The sequence below is a fragment of the Streptomyces sp. CB02056 genome (assembly GCF_001905545.1).
Taxonomy (GTDB): domain Bacteria; phylum Actinomycetota; class Actinomycetes; order Streptomycetales; family Streptomycetaceae; genus Kitasatospora.
The window spans coordinates 182,050-206,404 of sequence record NZ_LIPD01000003.1; the positions used below are offsets into that span (position 1 = coordinate 182,050).

Genomic DNA, 24,355 nt, shown 5'->3' on the forward strand with positions numbered 1-24,355 from the left:
TTCCCCGAGTTGACTCCGGAATCGGACGCGGACGACCTCCCGCCCGCCCCCGTCAACCCGCTTCGTGACCCCTCCGACCGACGGCTCCCGCGCATCGCGGGGCCGTCCGGTCTGGTCATCTTCGGGGTCACCGGCGACCTGTCCCGCAAGAAGCTGATGCCGGCCATCTACGACCTGGCCAACCGCGGTCTGCTTCCGCCGGGCTTCTCCCTCGTCGGCTTCGCCCGCCGCGAGTGGGACGACGAGGACTTCGCCAAGGAGGTCCACGACGCCGTCCGGGACCACGCCCGCACCCCGTTCCGGGAGGAGGTCTGGCAGCAGCTCGCCAAGGGCATGCGGTTCGTCCACGGAACCTTCGACGACGACGAGGCCTTCGACAAGCTGCGCGAGACCATCGAGGAGCTGGACAAGGCCCAGGGCACCGGCGGCAACTTCGCCTTCTACCTGTCCGTCCCGCCGAAGTTCTTCCCCACCGTCGTCCAGCAGCTCAAGAAGCACGGCCTGGCCGACCCGCCGCAGGGCTCCTGGCGCCGCGCGGTCATCGAGAAGCCCTTCGGCCACGACCTGGAGAGCGCGCAGGAGCTCAACAAGGTCGTCCACGAGGTCTTCCCCCGGGACGAGGTCTTCCGGATCGACCACTACCTGGGCAAGGAGACGGTCCAGAACATCCTGGCGCTGCGCTTCGCCAACCAGATGTTCGAGCCGATCTGGAACCGGTCGTACGTCGACCACGTGCAGATCACCATGGCCGAGGACATCGGCATCGGCGGCCGGGCCGGCTACTACGACGGCATCGGCTCCGCCCGTGACGTGATCCAGAACCACCTGCTCCAGCTGATGGCGCTCACCGCCATCGAGGAGCCCGCCTCCTTCCACCCGAAGGCGCTGGTGGCCGAGAAGCTCAAGGTGCTCAGCGCCGTCAAGCTCCCGGCCGACCTCGGCCGGCACACCGTGCGCGGCCAGTACGCGGCCGGCTGGCAGGGCGGCGAGGAGGTCGTCGGCTACCTGGACGAGGACGGCATCGACCCCGACTCCAAGACCGACACCTACGCGGCCATCAAGCTGGAGATCAACAACCGCCGCTGGGCGGGCGTCCCGTTCTACCTGCGCACCGGCAAGCGCCTGGGCCGCCGGGTCACCGAGATCGCGGTCGTCTTCCAGCGCGCCCCGTACCTGCCCTTCGACTCCTACGCGACCGAGGAGCTGGGGCAGAACGCCCTGGTCATCCGGGTCCAGCCGGACGAGGGCGTGACGGTGCGGTTCGGCTCCAAGGTGCCGGGCACCTCCTTCGAGGTGCGGGACGTCACGATGGACTTCGCCTACGGCGAGTCCTTCACCGAGTCCAGCCCGGAGGCGTACGAGCGGCTCATCCTCGACGTGCTGCTCGGCGACGCCAACCTGTTCCCGCGCCACCAGGAGGTCGAGCTCTCCTGGCAGATCCTCGACCCGATCGAGAAGTACTGGGACACCCACGGCAAGCCCGCCCAGTACGCGGCGGGGACCTGGGGTCCCGTCGAGGCGGACGAGATGCTCGCACGAGACGGCAGGAGCTGGCGCCGGCCATGAAGATCGACCTCACCAACACGACGTCCAGCAAGATCAACGCCGCGCTGATGGAGGCGCGCCGGGCCCGCGGCTCGGGCGCCGCCGGCATGGTGCTCACCCTGGTGATCGTGACCGACGAGGGCAGCGCCTACGACGCCCTCAAGGCCGCCAACGACGCCTCCCGCGAGCACCCGATGCGCACCCTCGCGGTGATCAAGCGCGCCGGGCGCTCGCCCCGGGCCCGCGCCGAGACCCGGCTGGACGCCGAGATCCTGGTCGGCTCCGACGCCGGCTCCGGCGAGACGGTCGTCCTGCGGATGCACGGCGAACTCGCCGCGCACGCCCAGTCGGTGGTCCTGCCACTGCTGCTGCCGGACGCCCCGACCGTGGTCTGGTGGCCGGACAACGCTCCGCACCACCCGGCGCAGGACCCGCTGGGCTCGATCGCCCAGCGCCGGATCACCGACGCCGTCACCGCCGAGTCCCCGGTCGGCCAGCTCGCCCAGCGCGCGCAGAGCTACACCCCGGGCGACACCGACCTGGCCTGGACCCGGGTCACCGGCTGGCGCTCGATGCTGGCCGCCGCGCTGGACCAGCGGCCGTCCACGATCGTCTCCGCGGTGGTCGAGGGCGAGTCCTACAACCCCAGCGTCGAGCTGCTCGGCCTCTGGCTGACCAACCGGCTCCAGGTGCCCGTCGAGCGGGTCGTCACCAACGGCCCCGGCATCACCGCGGTGCACCTGCGCACCAAGGACGGGGACATCACCCTGGACCGCCCGGACGGCCTGCTGGGCACGCTCTCCATGCCCGGCTCGCCGGACCGCCAGGTGGCGCTCAAGCGGCGCGAGACCTCGGAGCTGATCGCCGAGGAGCTGCGCCGCCTGGACCCGGACGACATCTACGCGACGGCCGTGCGCACGCCCGTCGACCGGCTGCACGAGCCGTCCAACGCCGAGACCGCGGCGGCCGAGCTGGTCGCCCGCGAGGTCGCGGAGGAGGCCGTCGAGGAGGCCGCCGAGGCGGCCGTGGAGCAGGCCGTGGCCAACCCCGAGCGGGTGACCGCCGGGACGGCGGAGAAGAAGCCCGCCCGCAAGGCCGCCGGCAAGCGCACCGGCAAGGACGGCGCATGACCAACGCGACCCCGCAGCTGGTCGTCCACCGGGACAAGGAGCTGATGGCCCAGGCGGCCGCGGCCCGGCTGATCACCCGGATCGTGGACGCCCAGGCCGCCCGCGGCAGCGCCTCGGTGGTGCTCACCGGTGGGCGCAACGGCAACGCCCTGCTGGCCGCGATCGCCGCCTCCCCGGCGCGCGACGCGGTCGACTGGGGCCGGCTGGACCTCTGGTGGGGCGACGAGCGCTTCCTGCCCGCCGCCGACCCGGAGCGCAACGCCGTCCAGGCCCGCGCCGAGCTGCTGGACGCCGTCCCGCTCGACCCGGCGCGGGTGCACGAGATGCCCGCCTCGGACGGGGTGGACGGCTCGGATGTGGAGGCCGCCGCCGCCCGCTACGCCGAGGAGCTGGCGAAGGCGGCCGGGCCGGGCGACCGGCTCGGCGTCCCGGCCTTCGACGTGCTGCTGCTCGGCGTCGGCCCGGACACCCACGTCGCCTCGCTCTTCCCCGAGCACCCGGGCGTCCGGGAGACCGAGCTGACCGTGGTCGGCGTGCGCGGGGCCCCCAAGCCCCCGCCGACCCGGGTCTCGCTCACCCTCCCGGCGATCCGCACCGCCCGCGAGGTCTGGCTGCTGGCCGCCGGCGAGGACAAGGCGGGCGCGGTCGCGCTGGCCCTGTCCGGCCCCGGCGAGCTCCAGGCGCCCGCCTCCGGCGCGTACGGCCGCAGCCGCACCCTGTGGCTGCTGGACCGCGCCGCCGCGGAGCGGATCCCGCCGCAGCTCTACCCGCCGGCCTCGGCCTGACCGGATCCGGCAACGCCGAAGGGCGCCACCGTCACCGACGGGGGCGCCCTTCGCGCTGTTCTGTCCGGACCGCTGCGTTCCGCTCCTGCGCTCCGCTCAGATCTCGCCGCGGAGCTTCGCCAGCGCCTCGGCCAGGATCGCCTCGCCGTCGGCGTCGGTGCGCCGCTCGCGGACGTAGGCGAGGTGGGTCTTGTACGGCTCGTTGCGCGAGGGCGCCGGCGGGTTGTGCTGGTCCTGGCCGGCCGGGAAGCCGCAGCGCGGGCAGTCCCAGGTGTCCGGGATCGCCGCTTCGGCCGCGAAGCTGGGACGGGTCTCGTGCTTGTTCGCGCACCAGAAGGAGATCCGGTTGCGCGGGGCGGACTCGCCGCGCTCCGCCTCGCCCATCGGGCCGGCCCCGACCCTGCTGCCACGGATGGCATTGCCACTTGCCACGGTCTGACTCCCTGCGTACTGGTGCGCCGACCCGCCGCGGTGCGCGTCGGTGGCGAAAGTCGTCCTAGTGTAAGCAGGAGTTAAGCCTCCGCCACCACCGCCTCCGCACCCGACCGTCCCAGGATAGGCGCTCGGGCGACGGGGCGTCAGGGTTACGTCAGACCGAGGACTTCATCAGCAGGCCGAGGACGATGATGGAGGCGAACCAGCCCAGGCCGACCACGATGGTGATGCGGTCCAGGTTGCGCTCGGCCACCGCCGAACCGCCGCCGGTGGACATCGAGCCACCGCCGAACATGTCGGACAGGCCGCCGCCCTTCCCCTTGTGCAGCAGCACCAGAAGGATCATCAGCAGACTGAAGATGATCAGGGCAATCGAGAACCCGAGAACCACGACGGGACCAACTCTCTCGTATCTTCGGCGAAGGGGCCGGGCCGCGTACGGCGGTCCGGCCCCAAAGCCTACGTTGCTGCGGCGGCGTTAGCCTACTGCCTGCTCACGGTAGCGCACGATCTTGACGAACTCGTCGGCGTCCAGCGAGGCACCGCCGACCAGGCCGCCGTCGATGTCGGGCTTGGCCATCAGGCCGGCCGCGCTCGACGACTTCACCGAACCGCCGTACAGCACCCGGACCTTGCCGGCCAGCTCGGCGTCGTACAGCTCGGCGATCCGCCCGCGGATGGCGGCGCAGACCTCCTGCGCGTCCTCCGGGGTGGCCACCTCGCCGGTGCCGATCGCCCAGACCGGCTCGTAGGCGACCACGATCGACTCGGCCTGGTGGGCCGGGACGTCGGCCAGGCCGCCGTCCAGCTGGGCCAGGGTGTACTCGACGTGGGTGCCGGCCTTGCGGATCTCCAGCGGCTCGCCGACGCACAGGATCGGGGTGACCCCGGCGCGGTAGGCGGCCTTCACCTTGGCGTTGACGATCTCCTCGTTCTCGCCGTGGTACTGGCGGCGCTCGGAGTGGCCGATCACCGCGTAGGTGCACTGGAGCTTGGCCAGCATCGGGCCGGAGACCTCGCCGGTGTAGGCCCCGCCGTCGTGCTGCGAGATGTCCTGCGAGCCGTACTTGATCTTCAGCTTGTCGCCGAAGACCAGGGTCTGCACCGAGCGCAGGTCGGTGAACGGCACCAGGACGGCGACCTCGACGGCCGCGTAGTCCTTGTCGGCCAGCGCGAAGGCCAGCTTCTGGGTGTGCTGGATGGCCTCAAGGTGGTTGAGGTTCATCTTCCAGTTGCCCGCCATCAGCGGGAGACGGTCGGTCATGTGCTGTCAGTCCTCCAGAGCGGCGAGACCGGGGAGGGTCTTGCCCTCCAGGTACTCGAGGCTGGCGCCGCCGCCGGTCGAAATGTGCCCGAACTTCGTCTCGTCGAAGCCCAGGATGCGGACGGCCGCGGCGGAGTCGCCGCCACCGACCACGGTGAACGCGTCGCTGTCGAGCAGGGCCTGCGCGACGGCCTTGGTGCCGTTCGCGTAGTCCGGGTGCTCGAAGACGCCCATCGGGCCGTTCCAGAACACGGTGCCCGCGTCGGCCAGCTTGGCCGCGTACAGCTCGCGGGTCCCGGGGCCGATGTCCAGGCCCTCCTGGTCGGCCGGGATGGCGTCCGCGGCGACGGTCGAGGGGTTCGCCGGAGCCTTGGTCTTGAGGTCCGGGAACTCGGCGGAGACCAGGACGTCGACCGGCAGCACGAACTCGACGCCGCGCGCCTCGGCCCGGGCCAGGTACTCCAGGACGGTCGGGATCTGGTCGGCCTGGAGCAGCGAGATGCCGACCTCGTGGCCCTTGGCCTTGAGGAAGGTGTACGCCATGCCGCCGCCGATCAGGATCCGGTCGGCCTTCTCCAGCAGGTTGTCGATCACGCCGAGCTTGTCGGAGACCTTGGCGCCGCCGAGCACCACCACGTACGGGCGGGCCACGTCCTCGGTGAGCTTCTTCAGCACGCCGACCTCGGTGGCGATCAGGTCGCCCGCGGCGTGCGGCAGCAGGGCCGGCAGGTCGAAGACCGAGGCGTGCTTGCGGTGCACGGCGCCGAAGCCGTCGCCCACGTACAGGTCGGCCAGCGCGGCCAGCTGCTCGGCGAAGGCCTTGCGCTCGGCGTCGTCCTTGCTGGTCTCGCCCGCGTTGAAGCGCAGGTTCTCCAGCAGCGCGACCTCGCCGTTCGCCAGCGCGGCGACGGTGGCCGCGGCGCTGTCACCGACGGTGTCGGTGGCGAAGGCGACGCCCTTGCCGAGGATCTCGCCGAGGCGCTCGGCCGCCGGGGCGAGCGAGAACTGCGGGTCCGGCGCGCCCTTGGGACGGCCGAGGTGCGAGGCGACGACCACCTTCGCGCCGGCCGCGGCCAGCTTGGCGATGGTCGGCGCGACGGCGCGGATGCGGCCGTCGTCGGTGATCGTGCGGCCGTCCAGCGGCACGTTCAGGTCGGCGCGCACGAAGACGCGCTTGCCTTCGACACCGGCTTCGATGAGCTCTTCGATGGTCTTCACGGGGATTCGGATTCTCCTGGGGAGATGGTTGATGCGCAGTGAGGCGGCACGGCGCAGGGGCCGCCTGAGAAGTCCTTGAGCGCGGAACGAGGGCCCGGTCGGCACCGTACGCCGACCGGGCCCTCGCCCCTACATCACGTCAGCTCCCGCGAGGTCAGAGCTGCCCGCCGACGAGGCCGACCAGGTCGACCACGCGGTTCGAGTAGCCCCACTCGTTGTCGTACCAGCCGAGCACCTTGACCTGGTTGCCCTGGACCATGGTCAGCTGCGAGTCGAAGATGCAGGAGTGCGGGTCGTTCACGATGTCCGAGGAGACGATCGGGTCCTCGGTGTAGGCCAGGATGCCCTTGAGCGGGCCCTCCTGGGCGGCCTTCTGGAAGGCCGCGTTGACCTCGTCCTTGGTGACCTCGCGCTCGAGGGTCACGACCAGGTCGGTGATGGAGCCGGTCGGGACCGGGACGCGCAGCGAGGTGCCGTCCAGCTTGCCCTTCAGCTCCGGCAGGACCAGGGCGGTCGCCTTGGCGGCACCGGTCGAGGTCGGGATGATGTTCTGCGAGGCCGCACGAGCACGGCGCAGGTCCTTGTGCGGGAAGTCCAGGGTCACCTGGTCGTTGGTGAACGCGTGGACGGTGGTCATCAGACCCTTGACGATGCCGAAGCTCTCGTTCAGGACCTTCGCCATCGGCGCCACGCAGTTGGTGGTGCAGGAGGCGTTGGAGATGACGTGGTGGTTGGCGGCGTCGTACTTCTCGTCGTTGACACCCAGGACGATGGTGACGTCCTCGTCGGTGGCGGGCGCCGAGATGATGACCTTCTTCGCGCCGGCGGCGAGGTGCTTCTTCGCGGCCTCGGCCTTGGTGAAGATGCCGGTGGACTCGACGACGATGTCGGCGCCCAGGGCGGCCCACGGGAGGTTCGCGGGGTCACGCTCGGCGGTCACCTTGAAGGTGTGGCCGTCGACGGTGATGCTGTCCTCGGTGTGCGAGACCTCGGCCTGGAGGGTGCCCAGGGTGGTGTCGTACTTGAGCAGGTGAGCCAGGGTCTTCGTGTCGGTGAGGTCGTTGACACCGACGATCTCGATGTCCGCGCCCTGAGCCTTGACCGCGCGGAAGAAGTTGCGGCCGATGCGGCCGAAGCCGTTGATGCCTACCCGGATCGTCACGAACCGATCTCCTCGTTAGGTACGCCGGGCGCGAGGCCCGGCGGGGGTGAGATTTGGGAAGTCCCCGACCGCCTACGACCCTACCCCTCCGGGGCCTGGGACGGCACATCGCGCCGCCTGGTGAGACCGGGCGTGGCGTGCCCCAAACCCCATTTCAGGCCGTCCGGCCCTGGCCCGCCGGGCAGTTGGTCCCAGCTCAGTGGTCTCTACCAATTCGGGAGTGTCGCGGCTGTCCGGAAACGACCGCGGCCGGCGCCCGGGGGTCCGGGCACCGGCCTTCGTGATCACGGGGCGTGACCGTGGGCGTCAGTTCATCGCCATCTCGTCGGTGAGGCTCGCCTCGGTGCTGGGCAGGCCCAGCTCGGAGGCCCGCTTGTCGGCCATCGCCAGCAGGCGACGGATCCGGCCGGCCACCGCGTCCTTGGTCAGCGGCGGGTCGGCGAGCGCGCCCAGCTCCTCCAGCGAGGCCTGCTTGTGCTGCATCCGCAGCTGGCCGGCCGCGGCCAGGTGCTCGGGCACCTCGTCGCCGAGGATCTCCAGCGCGCGGGCCACCCGGGCGCCGGCCGCCACCGCGGCGCGGGCCGAGCGGCGCAGGTTGGCGTCGTCGAAGTTGGCCAGCCGGTTGGCGGTGGCGCGCACCTCGCGCCGCATCCGGCGCTCCTCCCAGGCGAGCACCGACTCGTGCGCGCCGAGCCGGGTCAGCAGGGCGCCGATCGCGTCGCCGTCGCGGATCACCACCCGGTCCACGCCGCGCACCTCGCGGGCCTTGGCCGGGATGCCGAGCCGGCGGGCGGCGCCGACCAGGGCGAGGGCGGCCTCGGAGCCGGGGCAGGTGATCTCCAGCGAGGAGGAGCGGCCCGGCTCGGTGAGCGAGCCGTGCGCCAGGAAGGCCCCGCGCCAGGCCGCCTCGGCGTCGCAGGTGGCCCCGGAGACGACCGCCGGGGGCAGGCCCCGGATCGGGCGTCCGCGGCCGTCCACGAGCCCGGTCTGGCGCGCGAGCAGCTCGCCGTCCTTGACGACCCGGACCACGAAGCGGCTGCCTCGGCGCAGCCCGCCGGGGGCCATCACCACCAGGTCGGAGGAGTGCCCGAAGATCTCCAGCAGGTCCTTGCGCAGCCGCCGTGCCGCCGCTCCGGTGTCGAGCTCCGCCTCGATCACGATGCGGCCGCTCACGATGTGCAGCCCGCCCGCGAACCGCAGGATCGCCGACACCTCCGCCTTGCGACAGCAGGCCCGGGTGACCGGGAGCCGGCTGATCTCGTCCTTCACCGCTGGAGTCATCGCCATGGCCCGATCCTTCCATGTGTCCGGAAAATCCGGTCGTACGCTGCCGCCAACAGCTCGGGGTCGTGTCGCGGCGTCCCGTCGGTGCGGGCCACCGAGCCGAGCACCAGAGCCGCGCCCATCCGTTCGGCGGCCTTCGCCAGGCCGTCCAGGTCGGCCTGGCCGAAGGCCCCGCCGGTGACGGCGCGCTCGTCCACCAGGATCGCATCCACCGCGAGGTTCGGAGCGTGGTCGGCGATGACCTCCAGGTGGCGCTGCGGGGTGAAGCCCTCGGTCTCCCCGGGCTGGGGGGCCAGGTTCAGGGTGAGCAGGCGGCGGGCGCGGGTCTCGGTGAGCGCCGCGGCCAGCTCGGGCACCAGCAGGTGCGGCAGCACGCTGGTGAACCAGGAGCCGGGGCCGAGCACCACCCAGTCCGCCTCCCGGACGGCGGTGACCGCCTCCGGGACGGCGGGCGGCTCGTCCGGCAGCAGCCGGATCGACTGCACGGTGCCCGGGGTGACCGCGACGTCGGCCTGGCCGCGGACGGCCGTGACCTCGCCGGGGCGCGCCGGGTCGTGGCCGCGGACGGTCGCCTCGATGTCCAGCGGCACCGCCGACATCGGCAGCACCCGGCCCTGCACGTTGAGCAGCCGGCCGACCCAGTCCAGCGCGGCGACCGGGTCGCCCAGCTTCTCCCAGAGCGCGACGATCAGCAGGTTGCCGACGGCGTGGCCGCCGAGCTCGCCGTTGCCGGTGAAGCGCTGCTGGATCACCTCGGACCAGGTGCGGCCCCAGTCGTCGTCCCCGCACAGCGCGGCCAGCGCCTTGCGCAGGTCGCCCGGGGGCAGCACGCCCAGCTCCTCGCGCAGCCGGCCGCTGGAGCCGCCGTCGTCGGCGACGGTGACCACGGCGGTGAGGTCGCTGGTGAGCCGGCGCAGCGCGGACAGCGAGGCCGACAGGCCCTGCCCGCCGCCGAGCGCGGTGATCCTCGGGGCCGGGTTGGCGCGGGCGGGACTGCTGCGCGGACGGCCCGGCGCCGTGGGCCGGGCCGGGCTGCCCGCCCGGTCACCGGTCCTGCTCTGCGGCTGCCGCCCGGGCACGTATCCCGCCACACTCACCTCGCGTTCCTCGGCCCGCCGACCACTCCGCCGGCGGGCCCGGCAGGGCGGCGGCGGTTACTCCCGTCCCATGTCACGGTGGACGAGCACCGTCTCGACTCCGTCGGCGATGAGACGCTTGGTCAGACGCTCGGACATGGCGACGCTTCGGTGCTTGCCACCGGTGCAGCCTACGGCAAGCGTCATGTAGCGCTTCCCCTCGCGGCGGTATCCCTCGGTGATGATGCGCAGCAGCTGGGCGTAGCCGTCCAGGAACTCGTTGGCTCCGGGCTGCTGGAAGACGTAGCCGGCGACGTCCGCGTCGGTGCCGGTACGGGCCCGCAGTTCGGGCACCCAGTGCGGGTTGGGCAGGAAGCGGCAGTCCACCACGAGGTCGGCGTCGACCGGCAGGCCGTACTTGAAGCCGAAGGACATCACGGTGGCGCGCAGCTCGGGCTCGTCGTGGTCGGCGAACTGGGCGTCCAGCTTGGCGCGCAGCTGGTGCACGTTGAGGTTGGAGGTGTCGATCACCAGGTCGGCCTCGCCGCGCAGGTCGCGCAGCAGGTCGCGCTCCAGGGCGATGCCGTCCACGATCCGGCCGTCGGCCTGCAGCGGGTGCGGGCGGCGGACGCTCTCGAAGCGGCGCACCAGCGCCTCGTCGGAGGAGTCCAGGAAGACGACCCGCAGCCGGACGCCGCGCTTCTCCAGCTCGTCCAGCGAGGTGAGCAGGTCGTCGAAGAACTGCCGGCCGCGGACGTCCACGACCACGCCGATCCGGGCGACGTTGCCCTGGGAACGGGCGCCCAGGTCGACCATGGTCGGGATCAGGGCCGGCGGCAGGTTGTCCACCACGAACCAGCCGAGGTCCTCCAGGCACTTGGCGGCGGTGGAGCGGCCGGCTCCGGACATACCGGAGATGATCACCAGCTCCGGCGCGTTCTCGGCCACGTCTGACACGGTCACTTCGGTTCCCCGCTCTCGGTCTTTCTGCTGGGGAGTACGCGTACGGCTCGGCCGCCCTTCCCCGGCCCGGGCAGGCGGGCGGGGCCGGGGCACACCGGCTGACGGGCGGCGTCGGCCGTCATGGCGTCTCCTGGGATGGTGCGGTCTGGGGTGCTGCGGCCACCGGCCCGGCGGCCTGCTCGGCCCCGTCCTCGATGATCTCGCCGGTCGCGGTGTTGACCGCGGGTGCGGCGGGTGTACGGGACGACAACGCCTCCGCAACAGTCTGCGCGGTGCGGCGTCCGATGCCGGGTACCTCGCAGAGCTCGTCCACGGTGGCGGCCCGGAGCTTCTTCAGCGAACCGAAGTGCTTGAGCAGCGCCCGGCGGCGAGTCTCGCCGAGGCCCGGGACGGAGTCCAGTTCCCCGGCGGTGAGTCGCTTGGAACGCTTGTTGCGCTGATAGCTGATCGCGAAGCGGTGCGCCTCGTCGCGGACCCGCTGGAGCAGGTAGAGGCCCTCGCTGGAGCGGGGCAGCACCACCGGGTCGTCCTCGCCGGGCAGCCAGACCTCCTCCAGGCGCTTGGCCAGGCCGCACAGCGCGACGTCGTCGATGCCGAGTTCGTCCAGGGCGCGCCTGGCGGCGGCGACCTGCGGCTGGCCGCCGTCGACGACCAGCAGCTGGGGCGGGTAGGCGAAGCGCTTGGGGCGGCCCTCCTCGTCCCGGGTGCCGGCGGCGGCGGTGTCGGGGTCGTCCTCCTCGGGGACGGCCCACTCGCCGGTCTGCTCGCGCTCCTGGAGGTAGCGGCGGAAGCGGCGGCTGATCACCTCGTGCATCGAGCGGACGTCGTCCTGGCCCTCGAAGCCCCTGATCTGGAAGCGCCGGTACTCGCTCTTGCGGGCCAGGCCGTCCTCGAAGACGACCATGGAGGCGACCACGTCCTCGCCCTGGAGGTGGGAGATGTCGTAGCACTCGATGCGCAGCGGGACGGAGTCCAGCTCCAGCGCGTCGGCGATCTCCTGGAGGGCGCGGCTGCGGGTGGTGAGGTCGGAGGCGCGCTTGGTCTTGTGCAGCGCCAGCGCCTGCTGGGCGTTGCGCTGCACGGTGGCCATCAGGTCCTTCTTGTCCCCGCGCTGGGGCACGCGCAGGTCGACCTGGCTGCCGCGCAGGCCGCCGAGCCACTCGCGGACCGGCTCCGCCGGCTCCGGCAGGGCGGGGACGAGCACCTCGCGCGGGACGGACTCGCCGCCGCCGTAGAGCTGCTGGAGGGCGTGCTCGACCAGGCCGGCGGTGTCGACGTCCTCGACCTTGTCGGTGACCCAGCCGCGCTGGCCGCGCACCCGGCCGCCGCGGACGTGGAAGATCTGCACGGCGGCCTCGAGTTCGTCCTCGGCCAGGGCCAGCAGGTCGGCGTCGGTGGCGTCGGCGAGCACGATGGCGTTCTTCTCCATCGCGCGCTTGAGGGCGCCGATGTCGTCCCGCAGCCGGGCCGCCTTCTCGTACTCCAGCTCGGCGGCGGCCTCCTGCATCTCGTCTTCCAGCCGGCGCAGGTAGTTGCCGGTGCGCCCGGCCATGAAGTCGCAGAAGTCCTCGGCCAGCGCGCGGTGTTCGTCCGCCGAGACCTTGCCGACGCAGGGCGCGGCGCACTTGCCGATGTAGCCGAGCAGGCAGGGCCGGCCGACCTGGCGGGCGCGCTTGAAGACGCCGTTGGAGCAGGTGCGGACGGGGAAGACGCGCAGCAGCAGGTCGACCGTCTCGCGGATCGCCCAGGCGTGCCCGTACGGGCCGAAGTAGCGCACGCCCTTCTTGTGCGCCCCGCGCATCACCTGGACCCGCGGGTACTCCTCGTTCAGGGTGACGGCGAGTTCCGGATAGCTCTTGTCGTCGCGGTACTTGACGTTGAACCGCGGGTCGTACTCCTTGATCCAGGAGTACTCCAACTGGAGCGCCTCGACCTCGGTGGCGACCACCGTCCACTCCACCGAGGCGGCGGTGGTGACCATGGTCGCGGTGCGCGGGTGCAGGCCGGCCAGGTCCTGGAAGTAGGACGACAGGCGCGGCCGCAGGCTCTTGGCCTTGCCGACGTAGATGACCCGGCCGTGGGCGTCGCGGAACTTGTAGACGCCGGGGGAGGTCGGGATCGCACCGGGCGCCGGGCGGTAGGTGCTCGGGTCAGCCATGGGTCCACCGTACCGAGTGGGGCCGGGGCCGCGGGGCGGAGATCGTCAGGGGGGACCGTGGCGGTCGGGAGGCGCTCAACTCGGTCAGCTCGGGGTCACCTTGAGGTTGCCGGCCTCGACCGTGACGGTGTAGGCGGGCAGCGGGGAGGAGGCCGGCCCGTCCTGCACGGCGCCGTCGGTGATGGCGAACCGGCTCCCGTGGCAGGGGCACTGGATCTGGTTGTTCTTGACCTGGTCCACGAGGCAGCCGGCGTGGGTGCACCGGGCGTTGAACGCCTTGTACTGGCCGGCGGTGGGCTGGGTCACCACGATCTTCTGCTCGCGGAAGACCTTGCCGCCGCCCTCCGGCACGGCCGAGGCCGGGCCGAGGTCGACCGGGCCCTTGGGGGCGCTGCCACTGGAGGACGAGGAGCTGCACCCGGTGACCGCCACGGTGCCGCCGGCCGCCAGGACGGCCGCGGCCCCGCAGAGCACGGTGCGGCGGGAGGCGGTGGGGCTGGTCTCGGGGGCCTCGGACATCGGTGCGCTCCTACGGGTACGGCTGTTGCGGGGACCACGGAAGTCTATGTCGCGCCCACCCCGCCGCTCCCGGGAGTCCCCGGGTGCGGCGGGGTGGGCGGACGGGGCTACTTCTTCGCGGCGGCCGCGCGCTTGCGCGGCGCCTTCTTCGCCGGGGCGGCGGCCGGGGCGTCCGCGAAACCGGCCGGCAGGATGTCCCGCAGGAACTTGCCGGTGTGGCTCTCCGGGACGGCGGCGATCTGCTCCGGGGTGCCCTCGGCGACCACCGTGCCGCCGCCGGAGCCGCCCTCGGGGCCCATGTCGACGATCCAGTCGGCGGTCTTGATCACATCGAGGTTGTGCTCGATGACGATCACCGTGTTGCCCTTCTCCACCAGCCCGCTGAGCACCTTGATCAGCTTGCTGATGTCCTCGAAGTGCAGGCCGGTGGTGGGCTCGTCCAGCACGTAGACCGTCCGCCCGGTGGAGCGCTTCTGGAGCTCCGAGGCGAGCTTGACGCGCTGCGCCTCGCCGCCGGAGAGCGTCGGCGCCGACTGGCCGAGCCGGACGTAGCCGAGGCCGACGTCGTTGAGCGTCCGCAGGTGCCGGGCGATCGCCGGGACGGCCTCGAAGAAGCCCAGCGCCTCCTCGATCGGCATGTCCAGCACCTCGGCGATGGACTTGCCCTTGTAGTGGACCTCCAGCGTCTCCCGGTTGTACCGGGCGCCGTGGCAGACCTCGCACGGCACGTAGACGTCCGGCAGGAAGTTCATCTCGATCTTGATGGTGCCGTCGCCCGAGCAGTTCTCGCAGCGGCCGCCCTTGACGTTGAAGGAGAACCGGCCGGGCAGGTAGCCGCGGACCTTGGCCTCCTGCGTCTCCGCGAAGAGCCGCCGGACGTGGTCGAACACCCCGGTGTAGGTGGCCGGGTTTGAGCGCGGGGTGCGGCCGATCGGCGACTGGTCGACGTGCACCACCTTGTCCACCTGGTCGGTGCCGGTGATCCGGGTGTGCCGGCCGGGCACGCTGCGGGCGCCGTTCAGCTCCCGGGCGAGGTGGGTGTACAGGATGTCGTTGACCAGCGTCGACTTGCCGGAGCCGGAGACACCGGTGATCGCGGTGAAGGTGCCGAGCGGGAAGCCGACCGTGACGTCCTTGAGGTTGTGCTCGCGGGCGCCGTGGACCGTCAGCTGGCGCTTCTTGTCCCGCTCGCGGCGGGTGGCCGGGATCGGGATGGACCGCTTGCCGGAGAGGTACTGGCCGGTCAGCGACTCCTTGTTGGTGAGCAGCTGCTTCAGCGAACCGGAGTGCACCACCTTGCCGCCGTGCTCGCCGGCGCCCGGGCCGATGTCGACCACCCAGTCCGCCGTCTTGATGGTGTCCTCGTCGTGCTCGACGACGATCAGGGTGTTGCCGATGTCGCGCAGCCGCACCAGCGTCTCGATCAGCCGGTGGTTGTCCCGCTGGTGCAGGCCGATGGACGGCTCGTCCAGCACGTACAGCACGCCGACCAGGCCGGAGCCGATCTGGGTGGCCAGCCGGATGCGCTGGGCCTCGCCGCCGGACAGGGTGCCGGCCGCGCGGTCGAGCGAGAGGTAGTCCAGGCCGACGTCGACCAGGAAGCGCAGCCGCTCGTTGACCTCCTTGAGGACCCGCTCGGCGATCTGCTTGTCCCGGGCGTTGAGCCGCATCGCGCCGAGGAACTCGGAGCAGTCGCTGATCGACATCGAGGAGACGTCGGCGATCGACCTGCCCTCGACGGTGACCGCGAGGACCACCGGCTTGAGCCGGGTGCCCTGGCACGTCGGGCAGGGCACCTCGCGCATGTAGCCCTCGAAGCGCTCGCGGCTGCTGTCGCTCTCCGCCTCGGTGTGCCGGCGCTGGATGAACGGGATCGCGCCCTCGAAGCCGGTGCTGTACGAGCGCTCGCGGCCGAAGCGGTTGCGGTAGCGGACCTCCACCTGGTGCTTGTGCCCGTACAGCAGCGCCTTCTTCGCGCGGGCGGGCAGCCCGGCCCAGGGGATGTCGGTGCGGAAGCCGAGCTCCCCGGCCAGCGCGTCGATCAGGCGCTGGAAGTACTCCTTCGCGTGCCCGGCCGACCACGGGTGGATCGCGCCCTCGTCCAGCGAGCGCTCGACGTCGGGCACCACCAGCTCCGGGTCGACCTCCATCCGGTTGCCCAGGCCCGAGCAGTCCGGGCAGGCGCCGAACGGCGAGTTGAAGGAGAACGAGCGCGGCTCCAGCTCCTCGAACGACACGTCGTCGTACGGGCAGTAGAGGTGCTCGGAGTACATCCGCTCGCGCTCCGGGTCGTCCTCGGGGAGGTCGACGAAGTCGAGCACGACCATGCCGCCGGACAGCCGCAGGGCCGTCTCCACCGAGTCGGTGAGCCGCCGCTTGGCGCTGTCCTTCACGGTCAGGCGGTCGATGACCACCTCGATGGTGTGCTTCTCCTGCTTCTTGAGCTTCGGCGGCTCGGCGAGCTGGATCGTCCCGCCGTCGACCCGGGCGCGGGAGTAGCCCTTGGACTGGAGGTCGGCGAAGAGGTCGACGAACTCGCCCTTGCGCTCGCGCACCACCGGGCTGAGCACCTGGAACCGGGTGCCCTCGGCGAGCTCCAGCACCTTGTCCACGATCGCCTGCGGCGACTGCTTGGCGATCGGGCGGCCGCAGTGCGGACAGTGCGGCTTGCCGATCCGGGCGAACAGCAGGCGCAGGTAGTCGTAGACCTCGGTGATGGTGCCGACGGTCGAACGGGGGTTGCGGTTGGTGGACTTCTGGTCGATCGAGACGGCCGGGGAGAGGCCCTCGATGAAGTCCACGTCGGGCTTGTCCATCTGCCCGAGGAACTGACGGGCGTAGGAGGACAGCGACTCGACGTAGCGGCGCTGGCCCTCGGCGAAGATCGTGTCGAAGGCGAGCGAGGACTTGCCGGAGCCGGAGAGGCCCGTGAAGACGATGAGGGAGTCGCGGGGCAGGTCGAGCGAGACGTTCTTGAGGTTGTGCTCGCGAGCACCGCGGACGATGAGGCGGTCGGCCACTGCTTCTGGCGCCTTTCTCCGGGGCGAGAGGGCTTGCGTTGGGATGTGCTGCTTCTTCCAGGATGCGGCAGCCAGCCTATAGCTCAGACGTTCGAATATCGACCTTGTCCAGCCGGGACCACCCGAACGAGTGAGGCCACCCCCCGGGCCGTCCGTACCCGCACGGTGCGCGTACCCGAAAACCCCCTGCTCAGGGCCCGGATTCGGCGATAGCGTCACCTGGTCAACGAGCGAAGCCCGCTCCGGGCAACGCCCCGTTCCGCACGGAAGGCAGATTCGATGACCGACCCGAGGTCCGCCGCCGACTCCTGGCTCGGCCAGGTCGAGGAGAGCACCGGGCGCCTGCTGCGCACCGTCGCCGGGCTGAAGCCCGACGCCGTCGCCGAGCCCTCCGCCCTCCCCGGCTGGACGAAGGGCCACGTACTGGCCCACCTCGCCCGCAACGCCGACTCCCTGGTCAACCTGCTGACCGGCGCCCGCACCGGCACCGACGTCCCGCAGTACGCCAGCCACGAGGCCCGCGACCAGGACATCGAGCGCGACGCGCCCCGCCCGCTCGACGCCCACCTCGCCGACCTGCGCGCGTCCCACGAGCGCTTCCTGGCCGCCGCCGCGCAGCTGACCGACGACGCCTGGGCGGCGTCCGTCAAGCACCGCTTCGGCTACGTCTTCCCGGCCCACCAGATCCCGCACAAGCGCCTGCTGGAGCTGGAGTACCACCACGTCGACCTGGCCGCCGGCCACACCCCGGCGGACTGGCCGGAGGACTTCGCCGCCGCCCAGTTCCGCAAGCTCGCCGCCGGCCTGGCCGGGGAGGCCGGCCTGCCCGCCGTCGAGCTGGTCGCCGACGACACCGACGACCGCGCCGTCATCGGCACCGGCGAGCCCGCCCTCACCGTCCGGGGCCCCGTCCGCGCCCTCACCGCCTGGCTCTCCGGCCGCTCCGCCGGCGACGCCCTGCACCGCACCCCCGACACCGCCCTGCCCCCGCTTCCCCCCATGGGCTGACGGCGCGAGGATGATGCCAGGGAGATCCACACGACGAGGAGCAGACGGATGACGTACCACGGAGCGGTCAAGGTCGGCGGACCGCCGGACGTGCGGGAACTGGCCCACCTGATCATCACCAAGGTGGCCGTCGGCCCGTACGACAACAACGCCTACCTGCTGCGCTGCCGGGCCACCGACGAACAGCTCCTGATCGACGCGGCCGCCGACGCGCCGGTGCTGCTGGAGACCGTCGGGGACGACCTCGAAACGGTGGTCACCACCCACCGCCACCACGACCACTGGGGCGCGCTGGCCGAGGTGGTCGCCACCACCGGTGCCCGGACGGCCGCCGGCGAGCACGACGCCGAGGGCATCGACGTCCCCACCGAGCTGCTGCTCGCGGACGGCGACACGCTCCGGGTCGGCGAGGTGGAGCTCACCGTCCGGCACCTGGTCGGCCACACCCCGGGCGCCATCGTGCTCGTCTACGACGACCCGCAGGGCCACCAGCACGTCTTCACCGGCGACTGCCTCTTCCCGGGCGGCGTCGGCAACACCTGGGGCGACCCGGAGGCCTTCCGGACCCTCTACCGGGACGTCACCGAGAAGATCTTCGACGCCCTCCCCGACGAGGCCTGGGTCTACCCCGGCCACGGCTCCGACACCACCGTCGGCGCCGAGCGCCCGCACCTCGACGAGTGGCGCGAGCGCGGCTGGTAGCCCCTCCCCCGCCGCACGGCCGAGGCCCCCGTGACCGTCTCCGGTCGCGGGGGCCTCGGCGGTGCCCGGCGCCGTGCGGCGCACGAACGTCAGGCGTCAGGCGTCAGGCGTCGAGCTTCTCGTGCTCGGCGGACTCGGCCTTCTTCGCGGCCCGCAGGCTGGTGAAGGTGGTGACCGCCAGGACGACCACGATGAAGCCCAGCGAGAACGGGATGCCGATCTCCGGGGCCCAGGTCGCGCCCGCCTCGTGCGCGGCGTGCAGCACCAGCTTCACGCCGATGAAGCCGAGGATCACCGACAGGCCGTACGACAGGTGGACCAGCTTCTTCAGCAGGCCGCCGATCAGGAAGTACAGCTGGCGCAGCCCCATCAGGGCGAAGGCGTTGGCGGTGAAGACGATGTACGGGTCCTGGGTCAGGCCGAAGATCGCCGGGATCGAGTCCAGCGCGAACAGCACGTCGGTGGTGCCGATCGCCAGCATGACGACCAGCATCGGGGTGATCAGCCGGCGGCCGTTCTCCCGGACGAACAGCTTGGTGCCGCGGTAGTCCTCGGTGGCCGGGAAGCGGCGGGTGATCGACTTGAGGACGCGGTTCTCCTCGAACTCCTCGTCGCCCTCGTCCTCGGCGCGGGCCTCCTTGATCAGCTTCCAGGCCGTCCAGATCAGGAAGGCGCCGAAGATGAAGAACACCCAGGAGAACTCGGCGACCAGCGCGGCGCCGCCGGCGATGAACACCGCCCGGAGCACCAGCGCGATGATCACACCGAACATCAGCACGCGCTGCTGGTAGATCCTGGGCACCGCGAACTTGCCCATGATCAGGATGAACACGAAGAGGTTGTCGACACTGAGCGACTTCTCGGTGATGTAGCCGGCGAAGAACTCGCCCGCCGGCTCCCCACCGGAGTGCCACCAGAGGAAGCCACCGAAGAGCACCGCCAGGGCGACCCAGACGGCCGTCCAGATCCCGGCCTCCTTGATCGAGACCTCGTGCGGCTTGCGCCCTCCGATGAAGAAGTCCGCCACGACCAGTGCGATCAGCACCAGGATCGTGGAAACCCACATGGTTACGGAAACGTCCACTACTGCTCCTCCGGCAGGTAGGCGAGACAGTCATCGTCACTGCCGGAGGTCTCTTCCGCCCGTCGGGCCAGCGCCCCGGGGTGCCACGACGGGCACCCGTGATGACGGGGTCGGCTGTCGAGGAATACTCCCCTCCGCTGCCAACGAGAGTAACAGCAATCCCAAGGGAAGGTAAAGAAGGTAAAGAACCGTGCGGAGCGGGCTGCTGGACCGGCTACGCGGCCGGCTACAGGAACGGCTCGATCGCCGGCAGCAGGTCCTGGAAGGTCCGCCCCTTCGCCGGCGCGCCGATCGCCTGCATCTCCCAGCCGCCGTCGCCGTCCCGGACCACCTTGGCCATGATCTGCCCGGTGTGCGGCCCGCCGCCCGCCAGCTCGTAGCGGGCCAGCTCCAGCCCGGTGGCCTCGTCCACCAGCCGGCAGTGCGCCCTCTGCACCTCGGCGAAGGTCTGCCCGGTGTACGAGCTCACCGTGAACACCACCTGGGTGATGTTCACGGGCACGTGCACCAGGTCGACCAGGATCGCCTCGTCGTCCTCGGCCCCGGAACCGCCCTCCAGGTTGTCTCCGGTGTGCCGCACGGAGCCGTCGTTGCTCTCCAGGTGCGAGAAGAACACCACGTCGGACGGGGTCCGCTCGGCGTACAGCAGCGCCGAGGCGTCCAGGTCGATCTTCCGGGTGCGGCTGCCGAACAGCCCGCGCTTGGGGGCGGCCTGCCAGCCGAGGCCCATCCGGACCACGGTCAGGGCGCCGCCCTGCCCCTTCTGGAGGCTGACCCGCTGCCCCTTGGCCAGGTTCACCGACACGACGTTGTCCTCTCTGCCGGCCGCGCGGTCACAGCCGAGCGGCTCCACGGTGGAACACCCCGTCGCCGTCCCCCGGCTGAGGCCCCCTCTGCGTACGGCCCGCAAACCCCGTCCCGAGGGCACGATGCCGCAGGCCAGCCTAGGGCCTGCGGCACCCCGGGCTCCCCCGGGTCTGCCCGTTTGTGGCAAGGCTGAGACACCCGCGGACTTGACCGGTGTCATTCCGGCCAGGCCCGGCGCCGTACGGGTGCGCCCCCGCGGGTGCGGCTACGCCACTCCGGCCTCGCGCATCTGCCGCAGTTCCCGCTTCAGCTCCTTGACCTCGTCGCGCAGCCGGGCCGCGACCTCGAACTGGAGGTCGGCGGCGGCCGTGTGCATCCGGTCGGTCATCTCCTGGATCAGGTCCGCCAGTTCGGCGGCCGGCAGGGACTTGGCCGGCTTGCGCTCCGCCCCCAGCGCCGGGACCGGGGCCTTGCCCTTGCCCTGGTTCCGGTAGCCGGTGGAGAGCAGCTCGTCGGTGTCCACGTCCTCGCGGGCGAGGGTGTCCAGGATGTCGCCGATCTTCTTGCGCAGCGGCTGCGGGTCGATCCCGTGCTCCTTGTTGTAGGCCTGCTGCACGGCCCGGCGGCGGTTGGTCTCGTCGATGGCCTTCTCCATCGCGGGGGTGATCTTGTCCGCGTACATGTGGACCTGGCCGGAGACGTTGCGGGCCGCACGGCCGATCGTCTGGATCAGCGAGGTGCCGGAGCGCAGGAAGCCCTCCTTGTCGGCGTCCAGGATCGCCACCAGCGACACCTCGGGCAGGTCCAGGCCCTCGCGCAGCAGGTTGATGCCGACCAGCACGTCGTACCGGCCCGCCCGCAGCTCGCGCAGCAGCTCCACCCGGCGCAGGGTGTCCACGTCGCTGTGCAGGTACCGGACCCGGATGTCCAGGCCGAGCATGTAGTCGGTGAGGTCCTCGGCCATCTTCTTGGTCAGCGTGGTGACCAGGACGCGCTCGTCCCGCTCGACCCGCTTGCGGACCTCGTGCACCAGGTCGTCGATCTGGCCCTCGGTCGGCTTGACGATCACCTCGGGGTCGATCAGGCCGGTCGGGCGGATGATCTGCTCGACCTGGCCGTCGCCACGCGACAGCTCGTACGGGCCGGGCGTCGCCGACAGGTAGACCGTCTGGTCCGTCCGCTCCAGGAACTCCTCCCACTTCAGCGGGCGGTTGTCCATCGCGGAGGGCAGCCGGAAGCCGTGCTCGACCAGGGTGCGCTTGCGCGAGGCGTCGCCCTCGTACATCGCGCCGATCTGCGGGACGGTGACGTGCGACTCGTCGATGACCAGGAGGAAGTCCTCCGGGAAGTAGTCGAGCAGGGTGTTCGGCGGGGAGCCGGGCTCGCGGCCGTCGAAGTGCATCGAGTAGTTCTCGACGCCCGAGCAGGTGCCGATCTGGCGCAGCATCTCGATGTCGTAGGTGGTGCGCATCCGCAGCCGCTGGGCCTCCAGCAGCTTGCCCTGCTTCTCCAGCTTCGCGAGCGTCAGCGCCAGCTCCGCCTCGATGCCGTTGACCGCGCGCTCCATCCGCTCGGGGCCGGCCACGTAGTGCGAGGCGGGGAAGACGTGGACCGAGTCGTCCTGGCTGATGATCTCGCCGGTGAGCGGGTGCAGGGTGTACAGCGCCTCGATCTCGTCGCCGAACATCTCGATCCGGACGGCGAGCTCCTCGTAGACCGGGAAGATCTCGATGGTGTCGCCGCGGACCCGGAAGGTGCCGCGGGTGAAGGCCACGTCGTTGCGGGCGTACTGGATGTCGACGAAGCGGCGCAGCAGCTCGTCCCGGTCGATCTCCTCGCCGACCTTGAGCCGCACCATCCGGTCCACGTACTCCTGCGGGGTGCCGAGGCCGTAGATGCAGGAGACCGAGGCCACCACCACCACGTCCCGGCGGGTGAGCAGCGAGTTGGTCGCCGAGTGGCGCAGCCGCTCGACCTCCTCGTTGATCGAGGAGTCCTTCTCGATGTAGGTGTCCGTCTGCGGGACGTACGCCTCGGGCTGGTAGTAGTCGTAGTACGAGACGAAGTACTCGACCGCGTTGTTCGGCAGCAGCTCGCGGAACTCGTTCGCCAGCTGCGCGGCCAGCGTCTTGTTCGGCGCCATCACCAGGGTGGGCCGCTGCAGCTTCTCGATCATCCAGGCCGTGGTGGCCGACTTGCCGGTGCCGGTGGCACCGAGCAGCACGACGTCCTTCTCCCCTCCCCTGATCCGCCGTTCCAGCTCGGCGATCGCCGCCGGCTGGTCACCGTTCGGCTGGAAGGGGCTGACGACCTCGAAAGGCGCCACGGACCGCTCAATACTCGTGATGGGACGCACCACTCAACGGTACGACCCACCACCGACAAGCGAGGCCGGTTCGATCAGGCCGCGTGGGCCTCGAAGCTCATGGCCGGCTCCCGGGCGGGGTCGATCCGCACGACGGAGTCGAAGGCGGCGGCGAGTCGCTCGATCAGCGGAAGGGTCGGATCGACCCCGCTCTCCTCGATGCCCTCGACGGTCTCCTCGTCCAGCCCGGCCCGCTCGGCGAGCTCGGCGGGTGTCCACCCGAGCGCGGAGCGTCGGGCGTACACGGCCTCGGCCAGCGCCATCCGCCGCCCGGCCGCGCGGTACTCCTCGCTCTCCCGGTGCTCCGCCGGCACGGTCCAACGGGTGTGGTAGCCGCTGCTCATCGCTGCTCCTCCCGGTCGTAGATCTCGTGATCGGCGGCGGGCCCGTGCTCCGCCTCGCAGACCTTCTGCGCGCGGCGCGCCCGTTCGACCTGATCGGTCTCGCGGTTCCTAGTCTTGCGGAAGACCGTCAGCAGCACAGCCCTCCGCCCCGGCGCGAGCCAGTACGTGATGCGCATGGACCCGATCCGCAACTCGCGCAGCGGGCCGCCCAGGTGGCTCGCCAACGGGAACGACAGCGCCTCGCCGTCCTCGGCGAGGCGGTCGGCGGCGCGTTCGGCCGCCCGGTACTCGACGGTCGGGCAGTTCTGGAGCCACACCCGCACCTCGGGCTCGATCTCGATCCCGTAGCCCGCCCTGGACTCGTCACCGGTCATGCCTCTCCCCCTCGCTCGGCAGTGGGAACAACTGCCGAGCGAGGGGGAGGGTCACGGGTCAGGCCTTGGCGCTGTCCCGGGCGAGGGCGACCAGGCGGGAGATGGCGCGCAGGTACTTCTTGCGGTAGCCGCCGCGCAGCATCTCCTCCGGGAAGACCTGGTCGAAGGGGAGGCCGGAGGCGGTGATCGGCAGCTCGCGGTCGTACATCCGGTCGGCCAGCACGACCAGGCGCAGCGCGGTGGACTGGTCGTCGATCTGGCGGACGCCGCGCAGGCAGACCGCGGCGACGTCGTCCAGCAGCGCGCCGTAGCGGCTGGGGTGGACGGCGGAGAGGTGGGCGAGCAGGGCGTCGAAGTCGTCCAGCGAGGCGCCGGGGGTGCGGGCCGCGGCGGCCGTGACGGCCTCGTCGGTGTACGGCGGCGGGGCGTCCGGCAGGCCGCGGTGGCGGTAGTCCTGGCCGTCGATCCGCATCGGGCGGAAGTGCGCGGACAGGCCCTGGATCTCGCGCAGGAAGTCGGCGGCGGCGAAGCGGCCCTCGCCGAGCTTCTCCGGCAGGGTGTTCGAGGTGGCGCACAGCTTCACGCCGTTGTCGACCAGCCGGCCGAGCAGGGTGGAGACCAGCACGGTGTCGCCCGGGTCGTCGAGCTCGAACTCGTCGATGCAGAGCAGCGTGTGCCCGGAGAGGGTCCGCACGGCCTGCTGGAAGCCGAGCGCGCCGACCAGGTTGGTCAGCTCGACGAAGGTGCCGAAGGCCTTGGGGCCGGGGGCGGCGTGCCAGAGCGAGGCGAGCAGGTGGGTCTTGCCGACGCCGTAGCCGCCGTCGAGGTAGACCCCGGCCGGGCCGGTGGGCGCGGGGGCGGAGCGGCGGAACCAGCTGCGCTTGGGCGCGGAACCGTTTCCTCCGCCGAGGGTCGCCGCGAACTGCTCCAGGACCTGGACGGCCTCGTACTGGCTCGGCTGGGTCGGGTCCGGAATGTACGTCCCGAAGCTCACGTCGGCGAACCGGGGCGGCGGGACCATCTCGGCGACCAGCCGCTCGGCGGGCACGACGGGTCGGCGGTCGGTGAGCGCGATCGGGGAGCCGGAGGCGTGTGCGGCTGCTATCGGCTCG

At 71.6% G+C, this 24,355-nt stretch carries 22 protein-coding genes; 5 read left to right on the forward strand and 17 right to left on the reverse strand.

From position 1 onward, the window contains the following. Nucleotides 1-9: 9 nt before the first annotated feature. From zwf to pgl, 3 genes are read left to right on the forward strand one after another with little or no spacing between them, the layout of a single operon-like run. Nucleotides 10-1,566, forward strand: a complete 1,557-nt coding sequence (gene zwf, locus AMK13_RS08180; protein WP_049649618.1) for a glucose-6-phosphate dehydrogenase — start codon at nucleotides 10-12, stop codon at nucleotides 1,564-1,566. Beyond that, nucleotides 1,563-2,675 (forward strand): glucose-6-phosphate dehydrogenase assembly protein OpcA, encoded by a 1,113-nt coding sequence (opcA, locus tag AMK13_RS08185; protein WP_074001675.1) that lies wholly within the window; start codon nucleotides 1,563-1,565, stop codon nucleotides 2,673-2,675. The genes zwf and opcA overlap by 4 nt, the downstream gene beginning before the upstream one ends. Continuing rightward, a complete protein-coding gene (gene pgl, locus AMK13_RS08190; protein ID WP_049649616.1) occupies nucleotides 2,672-3,460 on the forward strand; it encodes a 6-phosphogluconolactonase in 789 nt (262 codons plus the stop codon). Before opcA ends, pgl begins: the two co-directional genes overlap by 4 nt. 96 nt (nucleotides 3,461-3,556) lie before the next feature. Here the strand turns inward: pgl and AMK13_RS08195 are convergent, their stop codons facing one another. The 11 genes from AMK13_RS08195 to uvrA form a co-directional block, all read right to left on the reverse strand. Continuing rightward, nucleotides 3,557-3,844 (reverse strand): RNA polymerase-binding protein RbpA, encoded by a 288-nt coding sequence (locus AMK13_RS08195; RefSeq protein WP_030238413.1) that lies wholly within the window; start codon nucleotides 3,842-3,844, stop codon nucleotides 3,557-3,559. A 205-nt stretch (nucleotides 3,845-4,049) separates the two neighbouring features. Then, on the reverse strand, nucleotides 4,050-4,286 hold the full coding sequence (secG, locus tag AMK13_RS08200) for a preprotein translocase subunit SecG (protein WP_049649615.1): 237 nt from the start codon (nucleotides 4,284-4,286) through the stop codon (nucleotides 4,050-4,052). 87 nt (nucleotides 4,287-4,373) lie between these two features. Then, nucleotides 4,374-5,159 (reverse strand): triose-phosphate isomerase, encoded by a 786-nt coding sequence (gene tpiA / locus AMK13_RS08205; RefSeq protein ID WP_049649614.1) that lies wholly within the window; start codon nucleotides 5,157-5,159, stop codon nucleotides 4,374-4,376. Between the two features lie 6 nt (nucleotides 5,160-5,165). Beyond that, nucleotides 5,166-6,377, reverse strand: coding sequence for a phosphoglycerate kinase (locus tag AMK13_RS08210; RefSeq protein WP_074001676.1), 1,212 nt, complete (start codon nucleotides 6,375-6,377; stop codon nucleotides 5,166-5,168). A 154-nt stretch (nucleotides 6,378-6,531) separates the two neighbouring features. Further along, nucleotides 6,532-7,539: a type I glyceraldehyde-3-phosphate dehydrogenase gene (gap, locus tag AMK13_RS08215; RefSeq protein ID WP_049649612.1), complete on the reverse strand. Its 1,008-nt coding sequence runs from the start codon at nucleotides 7,537-7,539 to the stop codon at nucleotides 6,532-6,534. 306 nt (nucleotides 7,540-7,845) lie between these two features. Continuing rightward, a complete protein-coding gene (gene whiA, locus AMK13_RS08220) occupies nucleotides 7,846-8,826 on the reverse strand; it encodes a DNA-binding protein WhiA (RefSeq protein WP_049649611.1) in 981 nt (326 codons plus the stop codon). Continuing rightward, on the reverse strand, nucleotides 8,817-9,914 hold the full coding sequence (locus tag AMK13_RS08225) for a gluconeogenesis factor YvcK family protein (protein WP_079271949.1): 1,098 nt from the start codon (nucleotides 9,912-9,914) through the stop codon (nucleotides 8,817-8,819). Before AMK13_RS08225 ends, whiA begins: the two co-directional genes overlap by 10 nt. Nucleotides 9,915-9,977: 63 nt before the next feature. Next, on the reverse strand, nucleotides 9,978-10,862 hold the full coding sequence (rapZ, locus tag AMK13_RS08230) for an RNase adapter RapZ (protein WP_234348205.1): 885 nt from the start codon (nucleotides 10,860-10,862) through the stop codon (nucleotides 9,978-9,980). 118 nt (nucleotides 10,863-10,980) lie between these two features. After that, complete coding sequence (gene uvrC, locus AMK13_RS08235) at nucleotides 10,981-13,020, reverse strand: excinuclease ABC subunit UvrC (protein WP_074001677.1); 2,040 nt, start codon at nucleotides 13,018-13,020, stop codon at nucleotides 10,981-10,983. 84 nt (nucleotides 13,021-13,104) lie between these two features. Then, nucleotides 13,105-13,539, reverse strand: a complete 435-nt coding sequence (locus AMK13_RS08240; RefSeq protein WP_074001678.1) for a Rieske (2Fe-2S) protein — start codon at nucleotides 13,537-13,539, stop codon at nucleotides 13,105-13,107. Nucleotides 13,540-13,646: 107 nt separating this feature from the next. Next, nucleotides 13,647-16,559, reverse strand: coding sequence for an excinuclease ABC subunit UvrA (uvrA, locus tag AMK13_RS08245; protein ID WP_049649607.1), 2,913 nt, complete (start codon nucleotides 16,557-16,559; stop codon nucleotides 13,647-13,649). A 279-nt stretch (nucleotides 16,560-16,838) separates the two neighbouring features. Here uvrA and AMK13_RS08250 point away from each other — a divergent pair, with 279 nt between their 5' ends. Then, nucleotides 16,839-17,567, forward strand: coding sequence for a maleylpyruvate isomerase family mycothiol-dependent enzyme (locus tag AMK13_RS08250; RefSeq protein ID WP_074001679.1), 729 nt, complete (start codon nucleotides 16,839-16,841; stop codon nucleotides 17,565-17,567). Nucleotides 17,568-17,615: 48 nt separating this feature from the next. After that, nucleotides 17,616-18,269, forward strand: coding sequence for an MBL fold metallo-hydrolase (locus AMK13_RS08255; RefSeq protein ID WP_049649605.1), 654 nt, complete (start codon nucleotides 17,616-17,618; stop codon nucleotides 18,267-18,269). Between the two features lie 103 nt (nucleotides 18,270-18,372). On the opposite strand, the gene AMK13_RS08260 is transcribed toward AMK13_RS08255, so the two are convergent. The 6 genes from AMK13_RS08260 to zapE form a co-directional block, all read right to left on the reverse strand. Continuing rightward, nucleotides 18,373-19,353, reverse strand: a complete 981-nt coding sequence (locus AMK13_RS08260) for a TerC family protein (protein WP_049649604.1) — start codon at nucleotides 19,351-19,353, stop codon at nucleotides 18,373-18,375. Nucleotides 19,354-19,579: 226 nt separating this feature from the next. Beyond that, a complete protein-coding gene (locus AMK13_RS08265) occupies nucleotides 19,580-20,158 on the reverse strand; it encodes a TerD family protein (protein WP_049649603.1) in 579 nt (192 codons plus the stop codon). Between the two features lie 267 nt (nucleotides 20,159-20,425). Continuing rightward, nucleotides 20,426-22,516 (reverse strand): excinuclease ABC subunit UvrB, encoded by a 2,091-nt coding sequence (gene uvrB / locus AMK13_RS08270; protein ID WP_049649602.1) that lies wholly within the window; start codon nucleotides 22,514-22,516, stop codon nucleotides 20,426-20,428. A 44-nt stretch (nucleotides 22,517-22,560) separates the two neighbouring features. Continuing rightward, the gene (locus tag AMK13_RS08275) at nucleotides 22,561-22,869 is read right to left on the reverse strand and encodes a helix-turn-helix domain-containing protein (protein ID WP_049649601.1); all 309 of its coding nucleotides are present in this window, start codon (nucleotides 22,867-22,869) and stop codon (nucleotides 22,561-22,563) included. Beyond that, a complete protein-coding gene (locus AMK13_RS08280) occupies nucleotides 22,866-23,243 on the reverse strand; it encodes a type II toxin-antitoxin system RelE/ParE family toxin (protein WP_074001680.1) in 378 nt (125 codons plus the stop codon). Before AMK13_RS08280 ends, AMK13_RS08275 begins: the two co-directional genes overlap by 4 nt. 58 nt (nucleotides 23,244-23,301) lie before the next feature. Further along, nucleotides 23,302-24,348 (reverse strand): cell division protein ZapE, encoded by a 1,047-nt coding sequence (gene zapE, locus AMK13_RS08285; RefSeq protein ID WP_241852830.1) that lies wholly within the window; start codon nucleotides 24,346-24,348, stop codon nucleotides 23,302-23,304. Nucleotides 24,349-24,355 lie beyond the last annotated feature (7 nt).

What these genes read in the sequence shown, in the direction of transcription:
- opcA (WP_074001675.1), top strand. Translation starts at nt 1,563, where the DNA reads ATGAAGATCGACCTCACCAACACGACGTCCAGCAAGATCAACGCCGCG.
- pgl (WP_049649616.1), top strand. Translation starts at nt 2,672, where the DNA reads ATGACCAACGCGACCCCGCAGCTGGTCGTCCACCGGGACAAGGAGCTG.
- AMK13_RS08195 (WP_030238413.1), bottom strand. Translation starts at nt 3,844, where the DNA reads ATGGGCGAGGCGGAGCGCGGCGAGTCCGCCCCGCGCAACCGGATCTCC.
- tpiA (WP_049649614.1), bottom strand. Translation starts at nt 5,159, where the DNA reads ATGACCGACCGTCTCCCGCTGATGGCGGGCAACTGGAAGATGAACCTC.
- whiA (WP_049649611.1), bottom strand. Translation starts at nt 8,826, where the DNA reads ATGGCGATGACTCCAGCGGTGAAGGACGAGATCAGCCGGCTCCCGGTC.
- uvrC (WP_074001677.1), bottom strand. Translation starts at nt 13,020, where the DNA reads ATGGCTGACCCGAGCACCTACCGCCCGGCGCCCGGTGCGATCCCGACC.
- AMK13_RS08240 (WP_074001678.1), bottom strand. Translation starts at nt 13,539, where the DNA reads ATGTCCGAGGCCCCCGAGACCAGCCCCACCGCCTCCCGCCGCACCGTG.
- AMK13_RS08250 (WP_074001679.1), top strand. Translation starts at nt 16,839, where the DNA reads ATGACCGACCCGAGGTCCGCCGCCGACTCCTGGCTCGGCCAGGTCGAG.
- AMK13_RS08255 (WP_049649605.1), top strand. Translation starts at nt 17,616, where the DNA reads ATGACGTACCACGGAGCGGTCAAGGTCGGCGGACCGCCGGACGTGCGG.
- AMK13_RS08275 (WP_049649601.1), bottom strand. Translation starts at nt 22,869, where the DNA reads ATGAGCAGCGGCTACCACACCCGTTGGACCGTGCCGGCGGAGCACCGG.
- AMK13_RS08280 (WP_074001680.1), bottom strand. Translation starts at nt 23,243, where the DNA reads ATGACCGGTGACGAGTCCAGGGCGGGCTACGGGATCGAGATCGAGCCC.